Below are 20,414 nucleotides of genomic sequence, written 5' to 3' on the forward strand. Positions count from 1 at the left end.
CTTCTGCCAAAGCAGCAAATTAAAATCGGAAGTCATGAATTACAAACATTAGATAATCTGTCTTCCTCTTGACCTATAGATCTTGTTTCACGACCGTAAAACTCCGAATCGCCTCTCCAATAAATAACTGCCCGAAATAGATGCCCTGTGCAAGATTGGACATGTCAATCTCAAGCTTTCCTGCTTCTTGAGCAATTACAGATGGCGTCAATTGACGGCCGCTGGCATCATACAGATGTAGCTGGTAATTGCCATGGCTTTGACCTTGCCAAGTGAGGGTAGTGGCTGAGTTTGTGGGGTTGGGGTATATTGTTAATTCGGTTGAGTTGGTCTCTACCTCTTCTACTACAGAAAGTGTACCGCACCGGTCTGTGAAATCGTCACCTACCCATTTGGCCACCCGAAGGATGGTATCATTATTTATGGTTCTGAAGCCCCCTCCGATATAGAGTTCTCCTTGATGAACAGTAATCGCGCCAATAGTATTGTCGAATACATCACCGAAGCCACACCATTCTTCTCCATCCCACTTGGCAACATAGAGGGCATCCACTCCTCCTGCCTGTTGGCAAGTACCTACAGCGTAGAGTTCACCTTCAAACACTACCATGTCGCGCACATCGCAGCCCAAACCTCCGGGTTCATAGATGCCGCCTCCCACATCCAACCATTCCTGTCCATTCCAACGGGCGATGTTCGGCCCTGGATTACCGTTTCCGGCAAAGAACCGACCACCGACAAACAGGTATCCCTGATAGATCTCGAAGCAGTTGACAGAAGCGATTCCACCACGAATGCCGTTACCCACCTTGTGCCATTGAGAACCATCCCATCGGGCAATGCGGTCAATGTCAAGTTCAGTATTATGCATATTGCCTCCGATGTATAGATCTCCCTGATATTCTATAGCACAAGCCGTTGCACTAACGCCCCATTTTGTTGTATCGATGGCACTCCATTGCTGACCGTCCCATCTAGCTACCCGACTTGCAGCAACTGAACCTATGGTGTCGAACCAACCAACGGCAATAAGATCATCCTCAAAAATACCCATGCCCAATACAGCTGAATTGCTGCCGCCTCCGAGTAACGACCATGCTGAACCATTCCAGTATTGTATATCACAGCTTCCTGCCGCAATCAGGTTTCCGTTGAATTTGGTAATAGCCAAAACAGGTCCCATTCCACATCCATTGTCTATCGAATCCCATTCCATTCCATTCCATTTACTGATTGGGTTATGTGAGTTATTATAAACCTCAGTCCCCACGTACAATTCAAGTCCATCCGAATACATCACTCTAGGATTCAACGACAACCCTGTATCAACTGATTGCCAATTCTGTGCCCTAATATTTGCAGAATAGGACACCAGAATACATTGAAACAAACCGAACCATCTGGTTATCTTATCCATGTTTAATCACTTTTTTCGTAACCATTATGTCCCCTGCAAGAACCCTGATGAGATATGTGCCTTGCGGAAAACCAGTAAAATCAATCTCCTCACGCACCTGACCATATCGTTTTCCCATGTTCAACGTTTGCATTCTCCTTCCCTCAATGGAATAAATTTCCATTTGCACTTTTTGCGAACCATCAATCTCAAACTCAACGGTAACGGAATAAGAGGTGGGATTTGGATAAACTGCAACTGGAAATGCGAAGTTTACATTCTCCATGTCTTCGACACTCATAAAATGGGTATTGGCACTAAACCTTACGAGGAATGAATTACCTGGTAACCCGTTGTTTGATGGGGTTAAATATGCATTTGGACAGCAATAGAGGTAATCGCCACCTCCATGACTGGCGTATCTATTGAAGTCATCGCTCGCGGTATAACCCGTAAAATAGTAAAAGCGATTATTCGCATCCGTACTGTAAACTGTCAGCGCATTAGCCCGATCCAAATTATTCATTCCATAAAGTGTAGAGTATATCCGAACAGATGGGTCGGTTTCAAATATTCCAAAAAGACCATCTGATAAACCTGCACGTTCAAACTGTTTGTACCAGAATGATCCGCCCTCGTTACACTCCAATACCAGATCCCCATTCAAATCATCATCAGGATAACTATAAGACTCACCGCAGAATAATAAACGGTCGGTATATTCCTCAATATCTAGGTCATAAATGGCATCTGCCAACTCTCCGCCATAGTAGGTGGCCCACGTAAGATCCAATGAAGGATTGAACTTTGCGAAAAATCCATCAGAATCACCACCACGGTAATGTCCTAATCCAAGCACGCTGTTCCCTTGGAAATAACCTCCGGATTCTGGACACTGTGGAAAATGACCCGTAGTGGGAACTTCACAAAGACAAGTTGAACAAGCTGCTGTAGAACTTGAGGTAGAACCGGCAACATAAATGTTGTTCTGAGCATCGATTTCAATGGCGTAGCCTGCATCATCTCCATTCCCTCCATAATAGGAACAGAAATCGAGCACCAAAGAAGAAGTGAATTTACCTATGAAAGCATCCTTACCGCCTCCGTGGTCATTCTGATCATACCCTCCTCCATCGCTAATCGGAAAACCTGAAGCACTATACGTCTCTCCTGTTATAAAAAGGTTTCCAGTTCCGTCAAAGGTCAGGTCATGGATCTCATCAAATGCACTTCCACCGTAGAACGAACTCCATTGCAGCTGCCCTGTGGTGCTGAAGCGGGCAATGAAGCCATCGGTTTCTCCTCCAGTTGCAACTGAATTATCATAACTGCTGGAAGTATTGCATTTAGGGAATCCAGCATCGCCAGTGGCAGGAACTGCACAAGTGGTGGAAGCATAGGCATCGGTGGAGGTAGAGCCGACCACATAAATGTTGCCAGAACCATCTGCGGCAATAGCTCTCCCTATCTCGTTTCCGCTACCACCGAAGTACGTACTCCAACGATCACCTAGTATTCCACCGTCTAGATTGTCGAGGGAAATGAGAAACGCATCTTGTCCTCCTCCAAGCGAACCGTCAAAATAACTTCCAGTTTCATTAAAGGTTGAGAAGTCAAGGCTGCTGGTATACCCTGTAATATAGACGCTGCCCGTTTCACCGTCTCCCACGTTGACTGAGGCATATGCTCTGTCATTATCTGTACCGCCCCAGTAGGTGGTCCATTCAAGTTGATCAGCATTTGAGACCACCCCTAGTGTTGCTCCGTCAGCGGATCCGAAACGAGCGATGTAAGCGTCCTCGCCACCTCGGTTGTACCCAAATACTGCTCCTATCGAAGTTGGAAAATCAGGACTGCTTGTAACCCCACAGTTATACAAGTTCCCGTCCTCATCCAATGAAAGACTAAATCCTTCATCATACTCTCGTCCTCCAAATTGAGTTGACCATTCTGGATTACTGATGTGTCTTGGTTCAGCAACATATTCCTCACCCAAAGTAAAGATCAACACCTCTGCGGGGTTGTAACTTCCGATATTGACAAACCGCACCGTATCTCCGGTAACACTCAGATCCCAATCAGGTTGCCAGCCAAGTTCAACTGCCGCACCCACGGTATCTATTTTCAAGGCGGTGGGTTTGGGGAAAATGTAGGTACCGATACTGCTGGTCACAATCAGCAATCCCAATGACTGTATCACCTCCACGTTATCTGCTCCTTCAAAGGTCATGAGTATATCTTCCGGGTCGCCACCGGGGTGTATCACAAATTCAAACTTCATCCAACTGTTATTGCCTTTTATGTGAAGGTCGGTATTTTCATACAACTCAGGATAGACCACTCTGTTGTACGAAGGTGTAAGGGTCACGCCATCGGGGCAATGGGCGTAATAGTAATTGTAATGATGCGAGTTGAGTCCCATGCCCAAGGGTTCGGCCTCTCTGAACGTTTCGAGGAAGTGGATGTCCACCCGCGCCAAGGTATCGGGTATGGCGGCCACGGTATCTATCTTGGCGTGGACGAATGATAGGCGATTATCTCCGCAATACATCATGGGGCTGGCCTGATGGCTGTAGATGCCAACGTCTGGTCGCGGTGCACCATCGGTATCTATTATCTGTCCGTTGTTCACCACAAAATCGAGCGATGAACGGGCAGTGTCCTCCGGCAATACCGTTATGTATACCACCAAGGTGTCCGTGGCCACGCAGCTATTTTCTCCAGTCACTTCCAACACATATTGGGTTTTGGTGGTAGGGTAGGCGCGTGTGATGGCCGAATCAGACTCTTCCACGGTGGCAGAGGGTACCCATGTGTAATCCCAATCTGGTTGCACCATGACTCCGATGGCTACGGTATCGCCTGCTACCATCACACGATCGGGCCCTGCATCGGCACTGAGACCGCTGAAGTTGCCCCATGTGTATGCACCATATATGGATGTGGTCTTTTCGGTACGTGCCGTTCCTGTCACCACTGTTCCGGCCTCTGCGCCATTTCCCAGATTTTTCCATTGCGTACCGTTCCAAGCGCAGACGTCAGGGTCGCTGATACTAGAGATGCCGCAGGCTACATCGCGCCAACCCAGTGTAACGTAAACATTTCCAGTGCCAGCGATCCTGTTGAACATCCAATACTGCGAACGGTCGAGATAGGCAATAGATCCGTCACGGTTGCTGTGGATGTAGTCGGGGTCAGAATCCTCGTCAAAGTATTCAGCTCGGAAGGCATGAGAGGTGGAGCTGGGCGCGCTGATCGTTAGCGGCTGGTAGATACCGTTCCGGCCAATAGGAAAGGAAAAGCCATCGTTCCCCACCTTCTCCACGGGGCCTTGCACATGGCTGGCATCGGAAGCAGACGAAACAGTAGTGTTGTCCAGTACTTTTACAAGACCTGTGTCAACTGCATGAATTACTCCTTGCATCAGGACCATTGAGTTGCTTACCTGCATGGTGCCAGTCAGCCGTGCGTACCCAGACGGTTTATTAAAAGTGATGGTCTGCACATCGCAGACCCCACTTTGCTCCAAAGCGAGGGTTTGTACACCTAAGCCCGCCACTATGAAATCGCCTCCCGAAGTACCTCCCAGTATGATGTCGCCCGACTGTTGATCGCAGTAAATGCTTCCCATGGCCACGAACTCATCATAGGCTCCAAGAATGAGGTCATTGGAGGTGGTAGTTCTGAGTTGAAGGGTGGAAAATGCCGTGTCAGGGTTGGTGTAGGCAAACTGCATTTCAGCTGAGCCAGATTGGACAATGGTGGTCGGGCCGCGGAAAACATTGCCCCCATTATTGTTGGTATTACCCCCTTTTTTCTCTAGGTACGCTGAGGAATTGAATTGATTGTTGGTCACTATCAACGAATTAGCAGAGATATTAGCAGGTGCATTTACCACCGCCCCATCAATGGTCACATCATCGAGGTCAATGGTCAGACTTCCGATGTTCGGGCCATATGTGCCTTCTGAGAGATAGAATTCCTGCGCATCGGCACCTTTGTTCAATATCACGCCTCCCCCAGTTCCTTGCTGTGTCAGTCCCATGATCTTCAGAAAACCATCCGTATATCCCGTACTTCCGTCAATTACGCCATTGCCACTTGTTTGGATCAGTTCGCAGGTACCGGAGGTTACAGCGATGTTCAGATCGCCTACACCGCTCTTGTTGATGATAATGTTGCCATCGACCTTCATCTTGGCCGAGCCATTTCCACCTGCCAATCCGAAACTGGTTCCTGAAGGTCCTTCATCATTGATCACCACATCCTCCTGAACATAATTATACGGGTATTGATAGGCCAAACGTATCCTTCTTCCAGAAATAGTTAATCCTGCAAAGCATGAATCTGCAGGATTGTTCCCCATGTTCATGTTGGCATTGGATGTGTTCTCCACATCCACGTGACCATAAAATTTATTTCCGCGCCACCAGGTAGACCCGCTGCCAGTGGTCTGATGGATCTTGACACTGTCTGTACATGTAGCGTATTGAACCGTAACGGTCGTGGCGGTCAGGTCCAACTTACAGTTCACTGTGGCATTGGTAATGGTCGTACTGTTGGTAGCACTCTGAACAATCTTTCCAGATGTTGTAGTTCCACCGTACATCAGCAGTTGGTCATTGACCGTCAGTGTATGATTATTAAGGTTCATCATACCGCTGTTGATACGATATCGTTCTATGGTCTTATCACTTGTCAGCGTAAGGTTATTGGATGCTGAATTAATGACAATGTAATCAGACGAACTTGGAACTCCGTTCGGACTCCAGTTAGTAGACGTGCCCCACGAAGTGTTCGTGGAACCTGTCCACGTATACGAAGTCTGAGCAAATAGAGAGAGGTTGAATACCGTGAGCGGAAAGAGGAGGAGAAGATTTTTCATGGTCAATATGTTTAGGTTCTGGTTGTCCTGCGTTGATGACGGGCGTTACTTTTTAATGGTTATGGATATGTGCCTTGGGCGACAGTAGGCCCTACCAAAGGGGTATTGGCATTGACCAATTTCACCCTGAAGGCAGAAACATTTTCGAACTGCCCTAGACCTATGGTCCATGCTCCCGGTTTTCCATATACATAGGTACTGTCCGGAAATGCCTGTACTTCCAATGGGAATACCCGGTCAACATAGTTGGTAAGTCCGTCAGGGCTTTCCATGATCACTCTGACGCTTGGTGCAGAGAAATGAAAATCGATCACGCACTCCTTTGGAGCAGCCTCCAGTGACGAAAGAGAGAGACTATTCGCATCAACATTTCCTGCCACATGGTAGTCGATACTCACAGGTGCCTGGGCGTTTGTGTTGAAGGAGATGATGGCCAAGGCCAACGTGATGAATGAGGATAACAGTTTCATGGTCAAGTGGTTTTGATTATAGACGTCCACAATGTCATAATTTTGACCGTATAGAACAGTCGATTTACCGTTACGAGTTATCAACGATCTGACCAGACGGATATTAACTGACTGTTATGTACTAATGCGTGCAACAATTCTGTCGTTGCAGGGTTTTGAACTTATCAGCTAGTGCATTTAGTCGTAATGTTTAGGCAACATCTCGACCTTAGATCTGTGAATAACTTTCTCCGATGATCAATGTTGAATTTTGTGCTTCTACGTGATATTCGTAGTCTTGATGTGGGATTTGGAGCTGGACACAACGGATTAAAACCTTTGAATGGTCGCTAAGCTTCCTGTAAAAAATAGAGAAAACACATATGTCCTGCTCGATGAAGATATTCTTCAAGATCTGAGGGACGATTCTGAGTTAAAGCGAAAGGCTTTCATCGAAAAACTTTCTCTCCACTCACGAAGTGGATACATATATTTCCAACGTTATCTGTCATACAAGCAGTTTCCGAAGTATGAGACCGTATACCTGCATAAGCTCATTGCGGAACGCTACTTAGAAAAACCAATTACTGACAAGAAGCTCTTTGTTCGATTTATCGATGGTGACCCCCTCAATGTCCAGTTAGCTAATTTGGAGTGGGCGCAGATGAAAACGATCAGAAGGGAAATGAAGGGAACCAGTTCTACGGGGTTCAGAGGCGTGACCAAAGACCGTGGTCGGTTCAGAGCCGTTATCTACGTGGGCGACAAGAAGCATGATCTGGGATTCTTCAGCTATGCTGAGGATGCGGCAGAGGCCTACAATGACAAGTCCCGTGAGCTGTTCGGTGAAACCGGGAGTCTTAACGTGATTGATGGAGGCAATAATCATTAGAACCCCGAGTCACTCAAAGGTCTGTTTGTTCATACCCCACTCTTGCAATACGTTCAAGTGACTGCATGGGAAAAAAAGGGAAATCCAAAAACTCTTCTTAGTGCAACCCTTAATAAGTCAGGCCTTTGAAATAATGTTGAAGAGGAACTGAAAAGGAACGTCAACTTGTTCAACCAATCTCGTTTTCTTGCGTACCGCGTATCCTAACCAATCCAGATACGCATGGAATCATTCAAACACGTTTCTTTAGATTTTCTTCGGCATTGTATATATGAGAAAGGGCTCAATGAAAAAACCCTCAAAGCCTACCAAACAGACATTAGGCAATTCAGAGAATTCTTGGCTCTTTCAGCGCCTGATATTCAGATTCTTGAAATTGACAAATCCATACTCCTTGCATACCTGAAGAATCTTCACGAGAAACAGTACAAGGTCAAATCTATTAAGCGAAAACTCGCTTGCATAAAAGCGGTCTTCAACTATTTTGAGTTTGAAAATGATGACTTCATCAACCCGTTCAGGAAAATCAGGATTAAACTTAAGGAACCATTTGTCGTTCCAACAGTGATGAACTTTAACGAGGTCAGAGCCATTTTTCAAAACCTGTATTCCCTGAAACTGGAAATATCGCCTTCCGATGTTTACCAATACCGGGCTCTAGTACGGGATTTAGCTGTTCTTGAGTTGTTCTTTGCTACAGGGCTCCGAGTTTCTGAGTTGACGAATCTGAAATATGACAATATCAACTTGGATGAGGGTGTACTGAAGGTGCATGGAAAAGGAGGAAAAGACCGTGTCATTCAGCTTTGCAATGCGGGCGTTATCAAATGCCTCAAGGAGTACGAATCGCTATTTATCAATGAGATGAAATCCACAGGCTGGTTTTTCATCAACCGACTTAGTAAAAGGTTGTCTGAACAGTCAGCCAGAAATACTGTGAAAAAGTATGCTTCCGCTGGAAACACTTCCAAGTTGATTACACCCCATACTTACCGTCACACCTTTGCCACCATGCTGCTAGAAGAAGGAGTGGACATCAAATACATCCAGAAACTTCTTGGTCATAGTTCAATTATGACCACTCAGATTTACACACATGTAACCTCTGTCAAACAGAGGGAGATTCTCGCGACCAAGCATCCCCGAAACCGAATGTCGATGATGGTCTAGTTATCCTATGCAGGATAACTGTCAATTATGAATGGTAAGGGCTTATGTTCTATAATAATACCGTACTACAATGAAACGCACCTGATAGAAGGATGTATTTACAGCATCCTACAGTCCGTCCAGACCAAACGGGTTGAAGTGATAGTGGTAGTATCTAATCCCTCTATTGTTGAACCAAATATCGATGATGAAAGAGTTTCCATACTAAGAGGAGAAAAAGCACTCAGTTATCCGGAAGCGATAAATTTTGGGGCTGAAAAATCCAATGGCAAATACCTGATCTTTTCTGATTCTGATGTTTTTGTCTCGAAATCATGGTTCACCTCATTAATTCACTTTTTTATCGCTAATGAATCGAAAGGTGTTGGAATTGCAAGTTCTAAGTTGCTCAATCCCGATAACGATTCGATTTTGGATTTCGGAATAGCGTTTAGCAATTACAATTCACCTCATTTACATCGTAGTCGAAGAAAGGACACGCCCTTAACCAACGAGAATCAGGCGGTACAAGCGGCTTGTTCAGCGTCCATGATGACCACTAGGGAAAAGTTCCATGCCGTTAGTGGGCTAAACACCAGACTTCCATACTCATACTGTGACCTTGACCTTTGCTTAAGGTACAAATCAAGAAATTGGAGTACATGGGTAGTCGCTGATGCAATTGCTTATCATCAGGGAGATTCATCCAAAATAATTTCAGGGACAAGTAAAAGCGATGTGAAATCAAGGTTTTGGGCTTTGAATGAAGGAAATATTAGCATCGACTTACCGGATTACTTCAAGAAACACTTCGAAATATTTAATCGATCATTTAAACTCTCAGATTCTTACCTATTAGTAGATGTCTCGACCGTTGTGGACCGGGACTGGTATTACGACATTTTCGTGAGCGACCTAGGTATTCCAATCAATGATATTTACCAAAAAGGATTTTCAACAAGGGATGCTTCCCATATTCCCCTTTATGGCTTTTTGGGTTGGAACGTTCTGAAATTGAGGTTTCCATTGTTGTTTTTTACCGATGATTTTTCTGCCTTAGTGCCGAACAAACTTTGGTGGGAAATTCGTCCTAAGGGAAAAGACATGATAATTGATAGGAACGCCAATTTTTGTTCTTCACTAGACATTATCAGAAATGATTACTAATTGGGACGAACGCGTTATTCGGGAATGTGAGTTTTTCGAAGGTAAACGAATAGAAATCTATCCTATTTATCTTGATGACCCAATACATAAGTGCTTCTTGGTCCGGTCTGATAAAAACTACAAAGTTCGATTATCAAAGAAGCAATACTCTCGGACCGTGCAGGCAGAATTAGATGCAATAAGACTGTTAGAGAAGCATGTTGAGTGGACACCTACTGTTTACTATTCTAACGTAAGCAATGCAAACAGAAAATTACTAGTTTATGAGTTCATTGAAGGCACCAGTCTAGACAAGATTGAAATCTCTGGACAGCAATTCGATAGCGATTCGATATGCAAACAGTTATCTCGAATCCTTAACCAAATTCACCAGATACCAGGAGATTATTTCGGGGAATTTGATGGTACGCATTTTGCCTCTTGGGAGCATTATCTTGGGTTTAAATTCGAAAATCACCTTAACAAATCGCTGGAATTAAACCTGTTGGATTTATACGACCTTAAACTGATTGAAAGTAGGATTTCTCGACATTGCGATTACTTCGCTCAAGTAACACCCACCTTCTTGCATTTTGACGTTAAACCCGCGAATATTGTGCTATCTGACGGGGGAACCGTGACACTTATTGATTTCGAACTTTCGAGATTTGGAGACCCTGCCATGGAGTATTCCAAAATGTTGACTGACTTTGGAACCACGTCTAACGTTAAAGATAAAATACTTGGAAAGTTGGCTTCAGACTGGTTCAATAATCTAAGTAAGGAACCAATAAATTTTAGCGAAATAGTGATGCTTTATCAACTCTACAATCAATTAGCGTATTATACAACAAGCCTACTTAAACACCATACACCACGTCCTAAACTCATACCATTAATTAAACAGCAAATACAAAGCATTAGGGATTCGGAAAACTTGTTCGTCCATCGGTAATGTTGGTTTTAGGTTCTAAGGCGTATAAGAATTCAGCAAACCTTTCGTTATCCATATTCAGAATCCGTTTTACTTGACTTCGGACTTGTTTACTCCTAATGCAGGTTTGGAGTTTTTCATCCACATCTTCCGATTTTAGTCGAGAGAACTGACGCAGCGAAATTGCCATATCCTCGAAAAAGTACAGGTATCTTTCCTCCATTCTATTATCAACTATGATGGTGCTTAACAGTTCTAAGGCGACCAAATATGACTCGTTCTTGACACTATGATCACTGGTCACTTTTCCTAGTAGGTAATGAGATTTCCAATACGACCTATTAGAGCTGTATCGTACACATAAATCAATGGCTATTTGCGCATAGTCTGCAGGTGATTCATTAGAATGGTTCTTTCCAAGATAAAAAACAAGACTCTTAACCATTGTCAGTTTAATCTTGTTAAACACGTCCATTCTTATATCAGCCCATAGAATACCTTGTTCAACATAATTCAATGATTCATCATACTTACCACGGATAAGGGATGTAAGCGCGCGATGGAAGTAGGCAGAAACCCTCCTTCTTTCTACGCTTTCATCTTTGGCTGCCAGAAACATCTTCCATGCCTCATCCCAATTGGCGAGGAGCTCTGTTTGTTTTTTCCGATTCTTGTAATAGATGTAACCTATGTCAATGAAATTCTTAATCATCAAAGAATGATCCTGTAATTCCGAAGCAATCTTCAGTGACTCACTTCCAACTATTTCTGCTTGTTCTGGATAATTGGCTGACTTATATGTGACACAAAGCCGATTAAGTATGGCTGCCTTTAATCTCTTTCTTTGAGCGTCCTCTGAGAATTCAAATCTTTCAAGCCTGTCAAGCTCTGATAAAAGCAGTTCGTGAGCCGAAGAATCTAAGTGGAGAGACAGAAATGAGTTGGAATATCTTATAACAAATTGGAAGTAATCATCTCCTAAAGAATAGAATCTCTTCTGATCACTTGACATAATCTCATACACCTGCTTGTAAACAGTCACTGCCATAGAAAAAGTCCCATAATCCTTTATCTCATCGCAAATCCTTGTAAATGCACGAATGATAGAGATTTGACCAAACCAGAGTGATGAAAACCTCTTTACTGCTTCAAAGAGTTTCAAGGAAAACGTGACCTTAAGTTCCCTTGCTACTTTTCCCTCAAATAAGCAGTCTAAGCCAAAACTTACAACATCACTATCTAAAGGATCGAGCGTATTTTTCGCAATGAACCATTGAGATGGATACAGCTCTTTCAAATTAAACTTATCAGTTATGATTAGTAGACGTGAACAAATTTCTTGATCGACCCCACTCGAAAAGAATGTTTCATAGAAGAAAGTTTGAAGTTTTTGATGGCGGAAAACCACCTGATTTGTGGATGTGACATCTAAAAAGCCAAGTTGAACAAGTTCTCGAACCTTATTAAGATGTATCTCCAACTCATCCAACAATGAGAAGGATACTTGTTGAAGTAATGCCAAGTACTTAAGCAAAACTTCAAACTTCCGCGACTCTACCTGTTCCTGTATAAAGCGCCAACGCAATAAAAACAGCCCCTCAATCCGTGGAGGAAGTTGTTTTAGGAGTGAGTGAAAACCATTTATGTCAAATATGTAGAAGTAGTCTTTTCTTTTTCGAATAACCCCCAAGTCAAACATATGAAGCAGAGTTTGCTCAATGTATAACGGAGATTTATCCAGTCCTTCTAACGCGAACGCAAAGGTTTTCGGATATTTCTCCCTTAGGTCTGGAATACAATGCGACACAAATTTTTCAGCGTCAGCAGTAGAGAAATCCAAAACTTCGAAGTCAAACACGAAATTGGTTCGTGCAATTCCTTTTTCCCGGACCAGATTAAACAACGTGCCAATATGAGATTGTTCTATCACAAAATCTGTATTGAAGCTAAGTACTAAGCAAATGCCAGAGGTCTTGCCTACGGATTTTCTGATTAACTCGTTTAATATTGCCCCAATGTCCTCATTGAAAAATTGTACGTTATCTATTACAAAAGCAAATTTGGAATTACTGATTTTTTCCACCAAATCATCGATTACAATCGAAAGGTTGTCTGACAAAAAACTATCCTCGTAGAGAGCTCGGATCAATTTGTTGGTGTGTCCAGTTAACTGCTTCTTCGAATTCGAAGTACCCGCAAGAATCTCTGTTTGCGGCAGTCCAACCACCTCAGAAATCCACTTTTTGAGAACCTGAAACCCTGATGATTCACTTGCTTGAAAATCACCATCAACACTAACAATTCGAAAATTATTGCTCAGCAGGACATCATTTGTCTCCTTCAGGAGCCTGGATTTTCCAGTACCGCTACGACCATAATAAGTAAAGATTCTGCCTTTATTTATTCCTACGGTTTCGTTTTGAATTATATCTAAAAACTCAAGTCGACCACGTCCTATTATTGGTGTTGAAATCACCCATGAGCAGTTGATGTTTCCAAGTGATAGTTCTACTTCAGTTCCATCCTCACAAATGGAATACACTTTGGGCAAAGGAATGGTCTTGTGGTACTGCTCAAGTTTGAATACAAATCGATGGAACTCTATGCTAGCTTTATCAATACGAATATCAACTTTCCAATGATCTCGCTTGAGTTGTTCGCTAAGACATGAGAAGTGTCTTTTAAACTCATTTGGTTTTAAGAATAGGATGGCAGCACGGTCCGCATCTGTTTTATTAGAGACGAAAACGTCAATGCAGAAAGTTTCGTTAACGTTGAGAGCCGCGTTTTTATTCTGTAGTTGAGTAACTATCGTTTTAGACGAGTAGTCATAAGAAACATCTCGTTGGAGGTTAATTCGATATTGTAATTCTTGTTTCGTTCCAAAGTTCCGACTGCGATTTTCTATGGAAATCCCCGGGAAATACTGCTTGAGAATTGAATCATGTTTAAGAATTTCCTCCTCAAGGATTTCGTCTTCAATAAGCTGGAACTTAAGACCTGTTTTCGACTTAAACTGTGTAATGTAGTTTCTAGCGTTATCATTCAACTTAGTTGGTGTAAAAAAGAAGACCGCTTTAACCTCCTTAATCACTGCCATAACTAAAGTCGGACTTAGCGTGTCAATGGAAATATTCGCTGATCGATTTTTACACTCTACCCAATATTCGTCTGTATAGAAAAACTCATCGGTTAATCCAATTTCAAAATCTCTCTTACCATCATGGGTTCTTCTCGTCCTCTTCCAATCTAGCTTAGGATGTTGTTTTGATAAGAGATCTTGGACGAGATCCTCAAACCGCTCTCCTTTATTTTCCGACATTAAAGGCTCCCAATCAGAATCCGTTAAGAACTTCATTTACAAGGTAATTGACAGTTATCGTTTATTGGTTTTCCTTATTCAAAACTTGAAGTTTGACCTAAGCAAACACATTGGCAAGGTACACTTCCCTTAATTCATTTCCTATGCTACAATACTGGCATGGAAAAATTCCCAGAACAATTCAATTCAAACAAACCAGAAGTGGTACCAGTCCAAGCGATAACTGTTCAAGATTTAAGCAAATTGGGGCCTGCGTTAGCAAAAGGTTTAAATGCAGCAATGGAAATCTTATTTACTGTAAGTTTTATTCACCCGAAAGCCGATCAAAAATATTTGATTGATTCTCTCACAGATGGCGATGTCATTACTGAAGATCAAGCGCGGGATACGATTGAGAATCTTATCCAAAAGAAGATAATTGCTGAAAATCCTGATGGAACTTATAAAGCCCTTGTTAAAGTTAGACCCGAAGATGAGGCATCTTAAACTTATTTCTTAGCTGAAAAACCGCCCAAACGGGCGTTTTTCACTTCTTAGCATTTCTCATTACTTCTACACACAACTCCTTCGGAATCTTCGACCTTTCATAGTTATTCTTCAATCCCTGTGTTCCCCCGTGACTCCCCTTAGGAGCACTGTCGTGACACTTCGAGCGAGGCTTGCACATCGGTCTTGGTTTCCAATTCGGGTTGTTCGTCCAAATGTCGGTCGGTTTCATTCTGAAGTCTCCGTATTGGCAGTACGTGACCGTATGCCTGAACGGTAGGTTCTGCATGAATTTTTGATGCCTCAGTTTACCGCGTGGGTTTTCGATGTACCAGATCAGGTTCGGGTTGAATTTCTGGTAATGGCGAATGAGTTTGAGCGTCTTTTTTACAAGCTTGATTCCAAGCAAAGCAGTTTCAGTTACAGGAATAGAGTTTTCTGCTTTTCCTTTCCAATGCTTCCACGAGCTTGCGACTGAGAACCCTGTACATGGTGGGCTTGCCCAGATCACATCAGGAATGAATGGGATGTCTTTAGGAGTTAGTTCTAATACGTCTTTGACGAGGTCAATCTTCTCGAACGGCTTTACATCCGTTGAGAACACCTCCATATTCAGTTTTTCTGCGGCCTTGGCGATGCTTCGGCTGCCAGCAAACAGCTCTAATATTTTCAGATATTTTCATCAGGTCTGACCTATCTTTTGGTTCTGTGATAGAGCGTCATCCAAAGACTGTAAGGGGTTCGCAAGTTCTTGGTATTCACTCCTGGGAGCGAGTATTCCTTCAAGTGCTTTTCTCGGTAGGTTATCCCATCCTCATGAACCGTAATGGTTCGTTCCCCTTTTTGGATATAGATCGCTTCTTTATTCTGTAGCAGTTGCTCCATGCTTCCTGCTTGTTTCAGTTCCTTTTGGAAAAGTTCTATGTCATTTTCCGTGAACCGATAGTTTCCGTTGGAGTCCACCTCTTTTGTAACGGTTTCTTTTGTTATTGGCAATTTCTGTGTTGGTTGCTGGGCAGTTTTTTCTCTGCCGCCCTGGGTTTCCACAGCTTTTCCACTTGGTTCTTGGAACCTGTAGAACATCCTCAACTTGCCTTTCCGCTCTTCCGCGGTTCTGAGTTGAAGGCCTGCTTCTCCAGTCACTTGGATCAGTTTTTTCTTGATGAGTGTTGAGGTTGCATCTGTCAGGGCACGCCTTGAACAGCCTGTCTTCCTGCGAAGCTGGCTTCCACTTATCCAATCTTTTGTTTTTCGTTGTTGCGTTCGTGGATCTCTCCATCCCCATGTTTGGCGGATGATGATGAGCAGCAACTTAAGTTCCGTGGACTTCAGCTTTGGAAGATGCTCATCGAAAAGACCGTTCGGAACTGGTGTTGTTCCGCTAAGTTGTTTGTTGTTTTCCTGCATAGACCTACATCTCAATCTCTATCGAGGGCATGTCGTCCGGGTGTAGTTCTTCTTCCTCCTCGTCCATGTCAAATACATGGAAGTCCGTCTCTGGTTGATGGAACAGGGTCAGGAACTTCGTTCCCTTTTCTGTGATTCGCATGGTTCCAACTTGGAACCAGAGTATGCGTTCCTTACCGTCTATTTGTACGCTCTTTTTGGTACAGATCTTTAGATATGTCATGACCTTTTCGGTTATCCGTATAATCTTCTTTCGACCATACTCTGACCGAAGGACGATGTGGTGCACTGGAAAAGGTTGGGGACACCTACAAGCACAATGCGACTTTACGACTTTTAAGTCTTATTGTGCGACATTCAGAACTGCAAAAAATAAGCAGCACACATCAGAACGGTCACCTAAACAAGACCTAGTTAATAATGGATGCCCTTACCCTTTTCTTCTTTATGAACGATACATCGTTTCCTTCTATCAAAGTACTTTTTGATCATACATGGATGGTCTGTCTTTGACAATATCTTTTTTGGTCAGGCCGCAAACTTGTACGGGCTGTCAACCTTGTGCAACTTTTTCCCTTTGCTCGATTCTTTTGGTAGAAAACGTTGAAGCATTTCTCCCTGTTCTTGCAGATTGAGACGTACATAAATCTCACTGGATGTGATACTTGAGTGCCCTGCTATGCTCTGTATCTGATGGCGATTTCCGCCAGCATTCAGAACAGCATGACATTTGCCATGCCTGAAGGCGTGGGGACGTATCGGAAAACCAAGAAAGTCACTCAGTTCCCTGCACCAGCGTTGAACCGTCCGTGGCTGTAAGCGTGTTCTCCTTCCTCGGTTTCTGGAGGTCGGTGGCGTTTGGAACAGTTCATCACTTTTGTTCATGCAGATTCGGATACCGATATACTTCATCAGTAATCGGTGACACTCGTCATTCCACATCACCATTCGAAGCTTTTTTGTTTTTAGTGTGGTGATGTAAGTATGGTTGCGGTCGGTTTGGATGTCGCTGATCTTCAATGACAGAAGTTCGGAGATTCGCATGCCTGTGTTCCAAAGCAGTTGAAAGATGACCTTTCTTGTCAGTTGGTTGTAATCATCCTCGTCCAAGGTCTCATCGATCAGGTCAATTTGCTCCTGTGAGATGAAATCCGGAAAGGTTTCAGTGATTCGTGGACCTTGGATCAGTTCCCAACTCACGGTGCTCTCATCCTTGGCCGACCAATGTTTGAAGAAGGCCCTAATGGAATTAGCGGCCAGCGAACGGGTTCGCTCTTGGTAAATGGTTATCAGATATGCCAAGTAATCATCCACGTGGTCATCGGTGACCGTATGCAGCTCTGGATTGTCCAGCCACTTGCAGAAGAGCATCAGGACGCTCTTATAGGTTGATAATGTTCTCACCGATAATCGGCTTGAACGACTGTTTAAATATCGTTCTATTGATTTTTCAAATTTCATGGTAAAAAGGACCCACCAAAGCAATCAGTGGGCCCTTTGTACCTGTCCAATCTGCCGTTTCCGCGCTGAACCAGATAGTATATGACCCCATTGTTGCTTTATTCCAGTCTAACGACTGAAAGACCTCTTTCGAGGCAACGGGTTATTCTTGTTTAGGTTATTAATATTATATACGACCATATTGAATTTGACAACCTGTTTTCCACAGGCAGGGCGGATAGTGATAACATATCTTGGATATAATGTCAATAGGTGAAGGTCGAATACCTTCCAAGGCCGATGCGCCTCTTGCCTCTCTTTGCCTGCGCTCGGGTCTGGGACACTCATCCCGTTCCACCCGTTGCGGTGAACAGATGGAACTGTATGAAAGTCCCTTTTTGACCGTGGAAGCCGTTCCGTGACCCCTTCGCATACTCGGTTTCCCTGAACCGCTTCCTTTTCTCTGTTCCCGCCCGTTATTCCCTGTCGCTGGTTATCATCCAATTGGTCTGTGTCCGTGCTTGGGTTTCTGCTAAACACCGAATGTAGCAGGGGTCGGAAAATGTGCAAGCAATTGCCCCAGAAGGGTTGGGGTTCCTACTTGCACTTATTTCCTACTTCCCCTGCTATGGCATTGGTGTTTATCAATTAACCCTATAAGCATTATGAACACTAAAGACCAAATTCGGATCATTAACCAACTTAACGACATCGTGAAAAACGAGCATGGGACCATCCGCGCTTGCGTGGCACAAGAGGCTCTTGACTATTCAGCCGAAGACATTGAGGCATTTTTCAAAGACCTGCTTTCTCACGGATGCATCAGCGGCATGATCAATTCACTGATCTACTACGCGGACACCGCCATCTTCTTCGATAGACATTACCTTGAAATTGAAAGTCTACGCTTTGAGTACCTCGAAAATGGTGGCGAACCGCTTCAGTTCGATGGTGATCTGAAGAACGCTATGGCTTGGTTTGCTTTTGAGGAAACTGCAAGAAACTTGGTGGCTGAATTGAAAATAGACCTGTAATGGGTCTATTTTTATTGGTCTGAGCACTACTTGCTCAGGCTTCTTTTTTAGGGTCTGGGAAGGGTGAGGTTTTGTGGTTTTTCAGATGGTTTTTCGACTGGAATTTTATTCTCAGGTTCAGACTGCTATGGCAGTGCAAGATAGCCTTGGGACAGTCTCGCTATGCTTTTGACTGCCCAAGGCGATCTTGGAAGGAGGAGTCCTTCACCTCTTTTTAAAGATTCGTCAGCTTTGCTGACAACCGACCTTCGGTCGAGGATACTACAATTATGTAAATGCCCGAAGGCTGGTTTTCCAGAGCAACACTTCCGAAACCTGTATTGCCCGTCATGATCTGCTCTCCCAATGAGTTGTAAACGATGAACCCTTCCGATTTGGAAACCCGGTCATTGCTGAATGAAAACTTACCTGCGCTGGGGTTTGGATATACCATCAGTTGTTTTGAACTGGGATTGTCCTCAACTGACGTGGGGATTGAATTGGGGTCAAGCTTCCAAAGTTCAGCACCTGATGTACCATCATCAGCAGAAAAATAAACAAACCCCCCAGCTTCGGTCATATGCTTCGGATTGCTATCTCCTGTTGGATTTATGTCTGCCACCATCATGGTGTTAAGCCCATCATGAACCCACAATTCTCTTCCGTTTGAACCGTTAGCAGCTGAGAAGTACAGCTTATCATCTATTACGACCAGATCTTGAGGATTGGAATTACCTGTTGGATGTATATCATGAACTAACGAAACAGTTGCCCCATCATAGGAGAACAGCTCCCACCCATAAGTGGGGTCATCGGTCACGAAGTACAATCGGTCATCGTACTTCATCATGTCTTCCTGACCGATATTTTCAATAATGGTCGTAAGTGTTTGTCCATTCCATTTGAACAGGTTGTTCTGCGGTAGTGGAAACCCTCCATCAGATGCCCGAAAACATAATACGGTATCAAGGACCGTCAGATCATTAGGGTACGAACCAGCACCACCGACAACGATATCAGCCACCATTTGACTTGACTGACCATCATATTTCCAAAGCTCATTTCCTGAGAAGCCATCGTTTGAAGAATAATAGACTTCTCCATTAAAGTCGGTAAACCAAACAGGGTCACTGTCGCCTTGTCCTGGATGATTATCGCCCATTGAGTTGATTCCGAAGCCATCGAATACATACGGTTCTTGACCAGAACTTCCATTATCGGAAGCAAAAGTTAGCCCGAATTGAGTAGAGCCAATTGCACCTTCATCCAAACCTGACGGAAGGTTGGAGAGATGTTGTACTGTTTGCCCTGAGACTCCTTTCAACTCATACAATGTGGTTTGTCCGATGCCTTTGTAGTAGTAAAAACCATCATGCGCAACCAACGGAATACTGAATGTCATCGACTGAGAAAGTGGATGAATAGAAGTGTTGATCCCATCGAATTGCCAGACCGAGGTAAAACCAGTTCCCGTATCGACCGAGAACATCAAGAGTCCGTTCTGCTCTATCAGATGTTCCGCTTCTCCGTTCCAAGGCCCAGTATATGCATCAAAGACCGTTTGAATAGTGCTGCCTCCATCAATCTTGCGAAGTTCTCTTCCCGTACTTGGTTCAATGGAGGAGAAATAAAGTTCATCCTCGAACTCTAGCAGATTATTGGGTTCCGAACTGACTTCTCCAGGGTAATGGTCGGTCACCATTTGAACCTGCTGGCTGAAGACCAAGTGAGTGGATATTAAAAATGATAGTGTTAAGATTGTGCTTTTAGTGGTCATGATATTTGTATTTGAGTTCATCCAAAAGTAATAGGAAATGAATAATATATTGACGTTTACGTATATTATATAGTCATTATGATTAGCTGACCCTGCAATACGATACATGACTTTTGAC

15 protein-coding genes are annotated in these 20,414 nt (G+C 43.7%); 6 read left to right on the plus strand and 9 right to left on the minus strand.

The genetic code is table 11. The features are described from left to right. Positions 1 to 73: 73 nt before the first annotated feature. Genes K9J17_05445 through K9J17_05455 form a run of 3 tightly spaced genes read right to left on the minus strand, consistent with a single transcriptional unit; the run spans position 74 to position 6,751 of the window. A complete protein-coding gene (locus tag K9J17_05445; protein MCF8276161.1) occupies positions 74 to 1,417 on the minus strand; it encodes a T9SS type A sorting domain-containing protein in 1,344 nt (447 codons plus the stop codon). Continuing rightward, positions 1,410 to 6,281 carry an SBBP repeat-containing protein gene (locus K9J17_05450; protein MCF8276162.1) on the minus strand — a complete coding sequence of 1,624 codons (4,872 nt, stop codon included), beginning with the start codon at positions 6,279 to 6,281 and terminating at the stop codon, positions 1,410 to 1,412. Before K9J17_05450 ends, K9J17_05445 begins: the two co-directional genes overlap by 8 nt. Before the next feature lie 59 nt (positions 6,282 to 6,340). After that, positions 6,341 to 6,751 (minus strand): hypothetical protein, encoded by a 411-nt coding sequence (locus tag K9J17_05455; GenBank protein MCF8276163.1) that lies wholly within the window; start codon positions 6,749 to 6,751, stop codon positions 6,341 to 6,343. Between the two features lie 322 nt (positions 6,752 to 7,073). Here K9J17_05455 and K9J17_05460 point away from each other — a divergent pair, with 322 nt between their 5' ends. The 4 genes from K9J17_05460 (at position 7,074) to K9J17_05475 (ending at position 10,872) form a co-directional block, all read left to right on the plus strand. After that, a complete protein-coding gene (locus K9J17_05460; protein MCF8276164.1) occupies positions 7,074 to 7,622 on the plus strand; it encodes a hypothetical protein in 549 nt (182 codons plus the stop codon). A 222-nt stretch (positions 7,623 to 7,844) separates the two neighbouring features. Continuing rightward, positions 7,845 to 8,792, plus strand: a complete 948-nt coding sequence (locus K9J17_05465) for a tyrosine-type recombinase/integrase (protein ID MCF8276165.1) — start codon at positions 7,845 to 7,847, stop codon at positions 8,790 to 8,792. Positions 8,793 to 8,819: 27 nt separating this feature from the next. Beyond that, positions 8,820 to 9,938, plus strand: coding sequence for a glycosyltransferase (locus tag K9J17_05470; protein MCF8276166.1), 1,119 nt, complete (start codon positions 8,820 to 8,822; stop codon positions 9,936 to 9,938). Then, positions 9,928 to 10,872 carry an aminoglycoside phosphotransferase family protein gene (locus tag K9J17_05475; protein ID MCF8276167.1) on the plus strand — a complete coding sequence of 315 codons (945 nt, stop codon included), beginning with the start codon at positions 9,928 to 9,930 and terminating at the stop codon, positions 10,870 to 10,872. Before K9J17_05470 ends, K9J17_05475 begins: the two co-directional genes overlap by 11 nt. Here K9J17_05475 and K9J17_05480 read toward each other — a convergent pair. After that, entirely contained in the window at positions 10,838 to 14,209 is a 3,372-nt protein-coding gene (locus tag K9J17_05480) for a restriction endonuclease (GenBank protein ID MCF8276168.1), read from the minus strand. The two genes, K9J17_05475 and K9J17_05480, sit on opposite strands and share 35 nt — an antisense overlap. A 123-nt stretch (positions 14,210 to 14,332) precedes the next feature. On the opposite strand from K9J17_05480, the gene K9J17_05485 reads away from it, so the two are divergent. After that, positions 14,333 to 14,659: a hypothetical protein gene (locus tag K9J17_05485; GenBank protein MCF8276169.1), complete on the plus strand. Its 327-nt coding sequence runs from the start codon at positions 14,333 to 14,335 to the stop codon at positions 14,657 to 14,659. Between the two features lie 40 nt (positions 14,660 to 14,699). Here the strand turns inward: K9J17_05485 and K9J17_05490 are convergent, their stop codons facing one another. From K9J17_05490 to K9J17_05505, 4 genes are all read right to left on the minus strand, one after another. Next, positions 14,700 to 15,269, minus strand: a complete 570-nt coding sequence (locus K9J17_05490) for a hypothetical protein (protein MCF8276170.1) — start codon at positions 15,267 to 15,269, stop codon at positions 14,700 to 14,702. Between the two features lie 83 nt (positions 15,270 to 15,352). After that, positions 15,353 to 16,066: a replication protein gene (locus K9J17_05495; protein ID MCF8276171.1), complete on the minus strand. Its 714-nt coding sequence runs from the start codon at positions 16,064 to 16,066 to the stop codon at positions 15,353 to 15,355. A 4-nt stretch (positions 16,067 to 16,070) separates the two neighbouring features. After that, positions 16,071 to 16,289 carry a hypothetical protein gene (locus K9J17_05500; GenBank protein MCF8276172.1) on the minus strand — a complete coding sequence of 73 codons (219 nt, stop codon included), beginning with the start codon at positions 16,287 to 16,289 and terminating at the stop codon, positions 16,071 to 16,073. Positions 16,290 to 16,594: 305 nt separating this feature from the next. Next, a complete protein-coding gene (locus tag K9J17_05505) occupies positions 16,595 to 17,470 on the minus strand; it encodes a tyrosine-type recombinase/integrase (GenBank protein ID MCF8276173.1) in 876 nt (291 codons plus the stop codon). A gap of 701 nt (positions 17,471 to 18,171) precedes the next feature. Here K9J17_05505 and K9J17_05510 point away from each other — a divergent pair. Next, on the plus strand, positions 18,172 to 18,540 hold the full coding sequence (locus tag K9J17_05510) for a hypothetical protein (GenBank protein MCF8276174.1): 369 nt from the start codon (positions 18,172 to 18,174) through the stop codon (positions 18,538 to 18,540). A 214-nt stretch (positions 18,541 to 18,754) separates the two neighbouring features. On the opposite strand, the gene K9J17_05515 is transcribed toward K9J17_05510, so the two are convergent. Then, complete coding sequence (locus K9J17_05515) at positions 18,755 to 20,296, minus strand: T9SS type A sorting domain-containing protein (GenBank protein ID MCF8276175.1); 1,542 nt, start codon at positions 20,294 to 20,296, stop codon at positions 18,755 to 18,757. Between the last annotated feature and the right edge of the window lie 118 nt (positions 20,297 to 20,414).

It is taken from the genome of Flavobacteriales bacterium (assembly GCA_021739695.1).
Lineage (GTDB): Bacteria > Bacteroidota > Bacteroidia > UBA10329 > UBA10329 > UBA10329.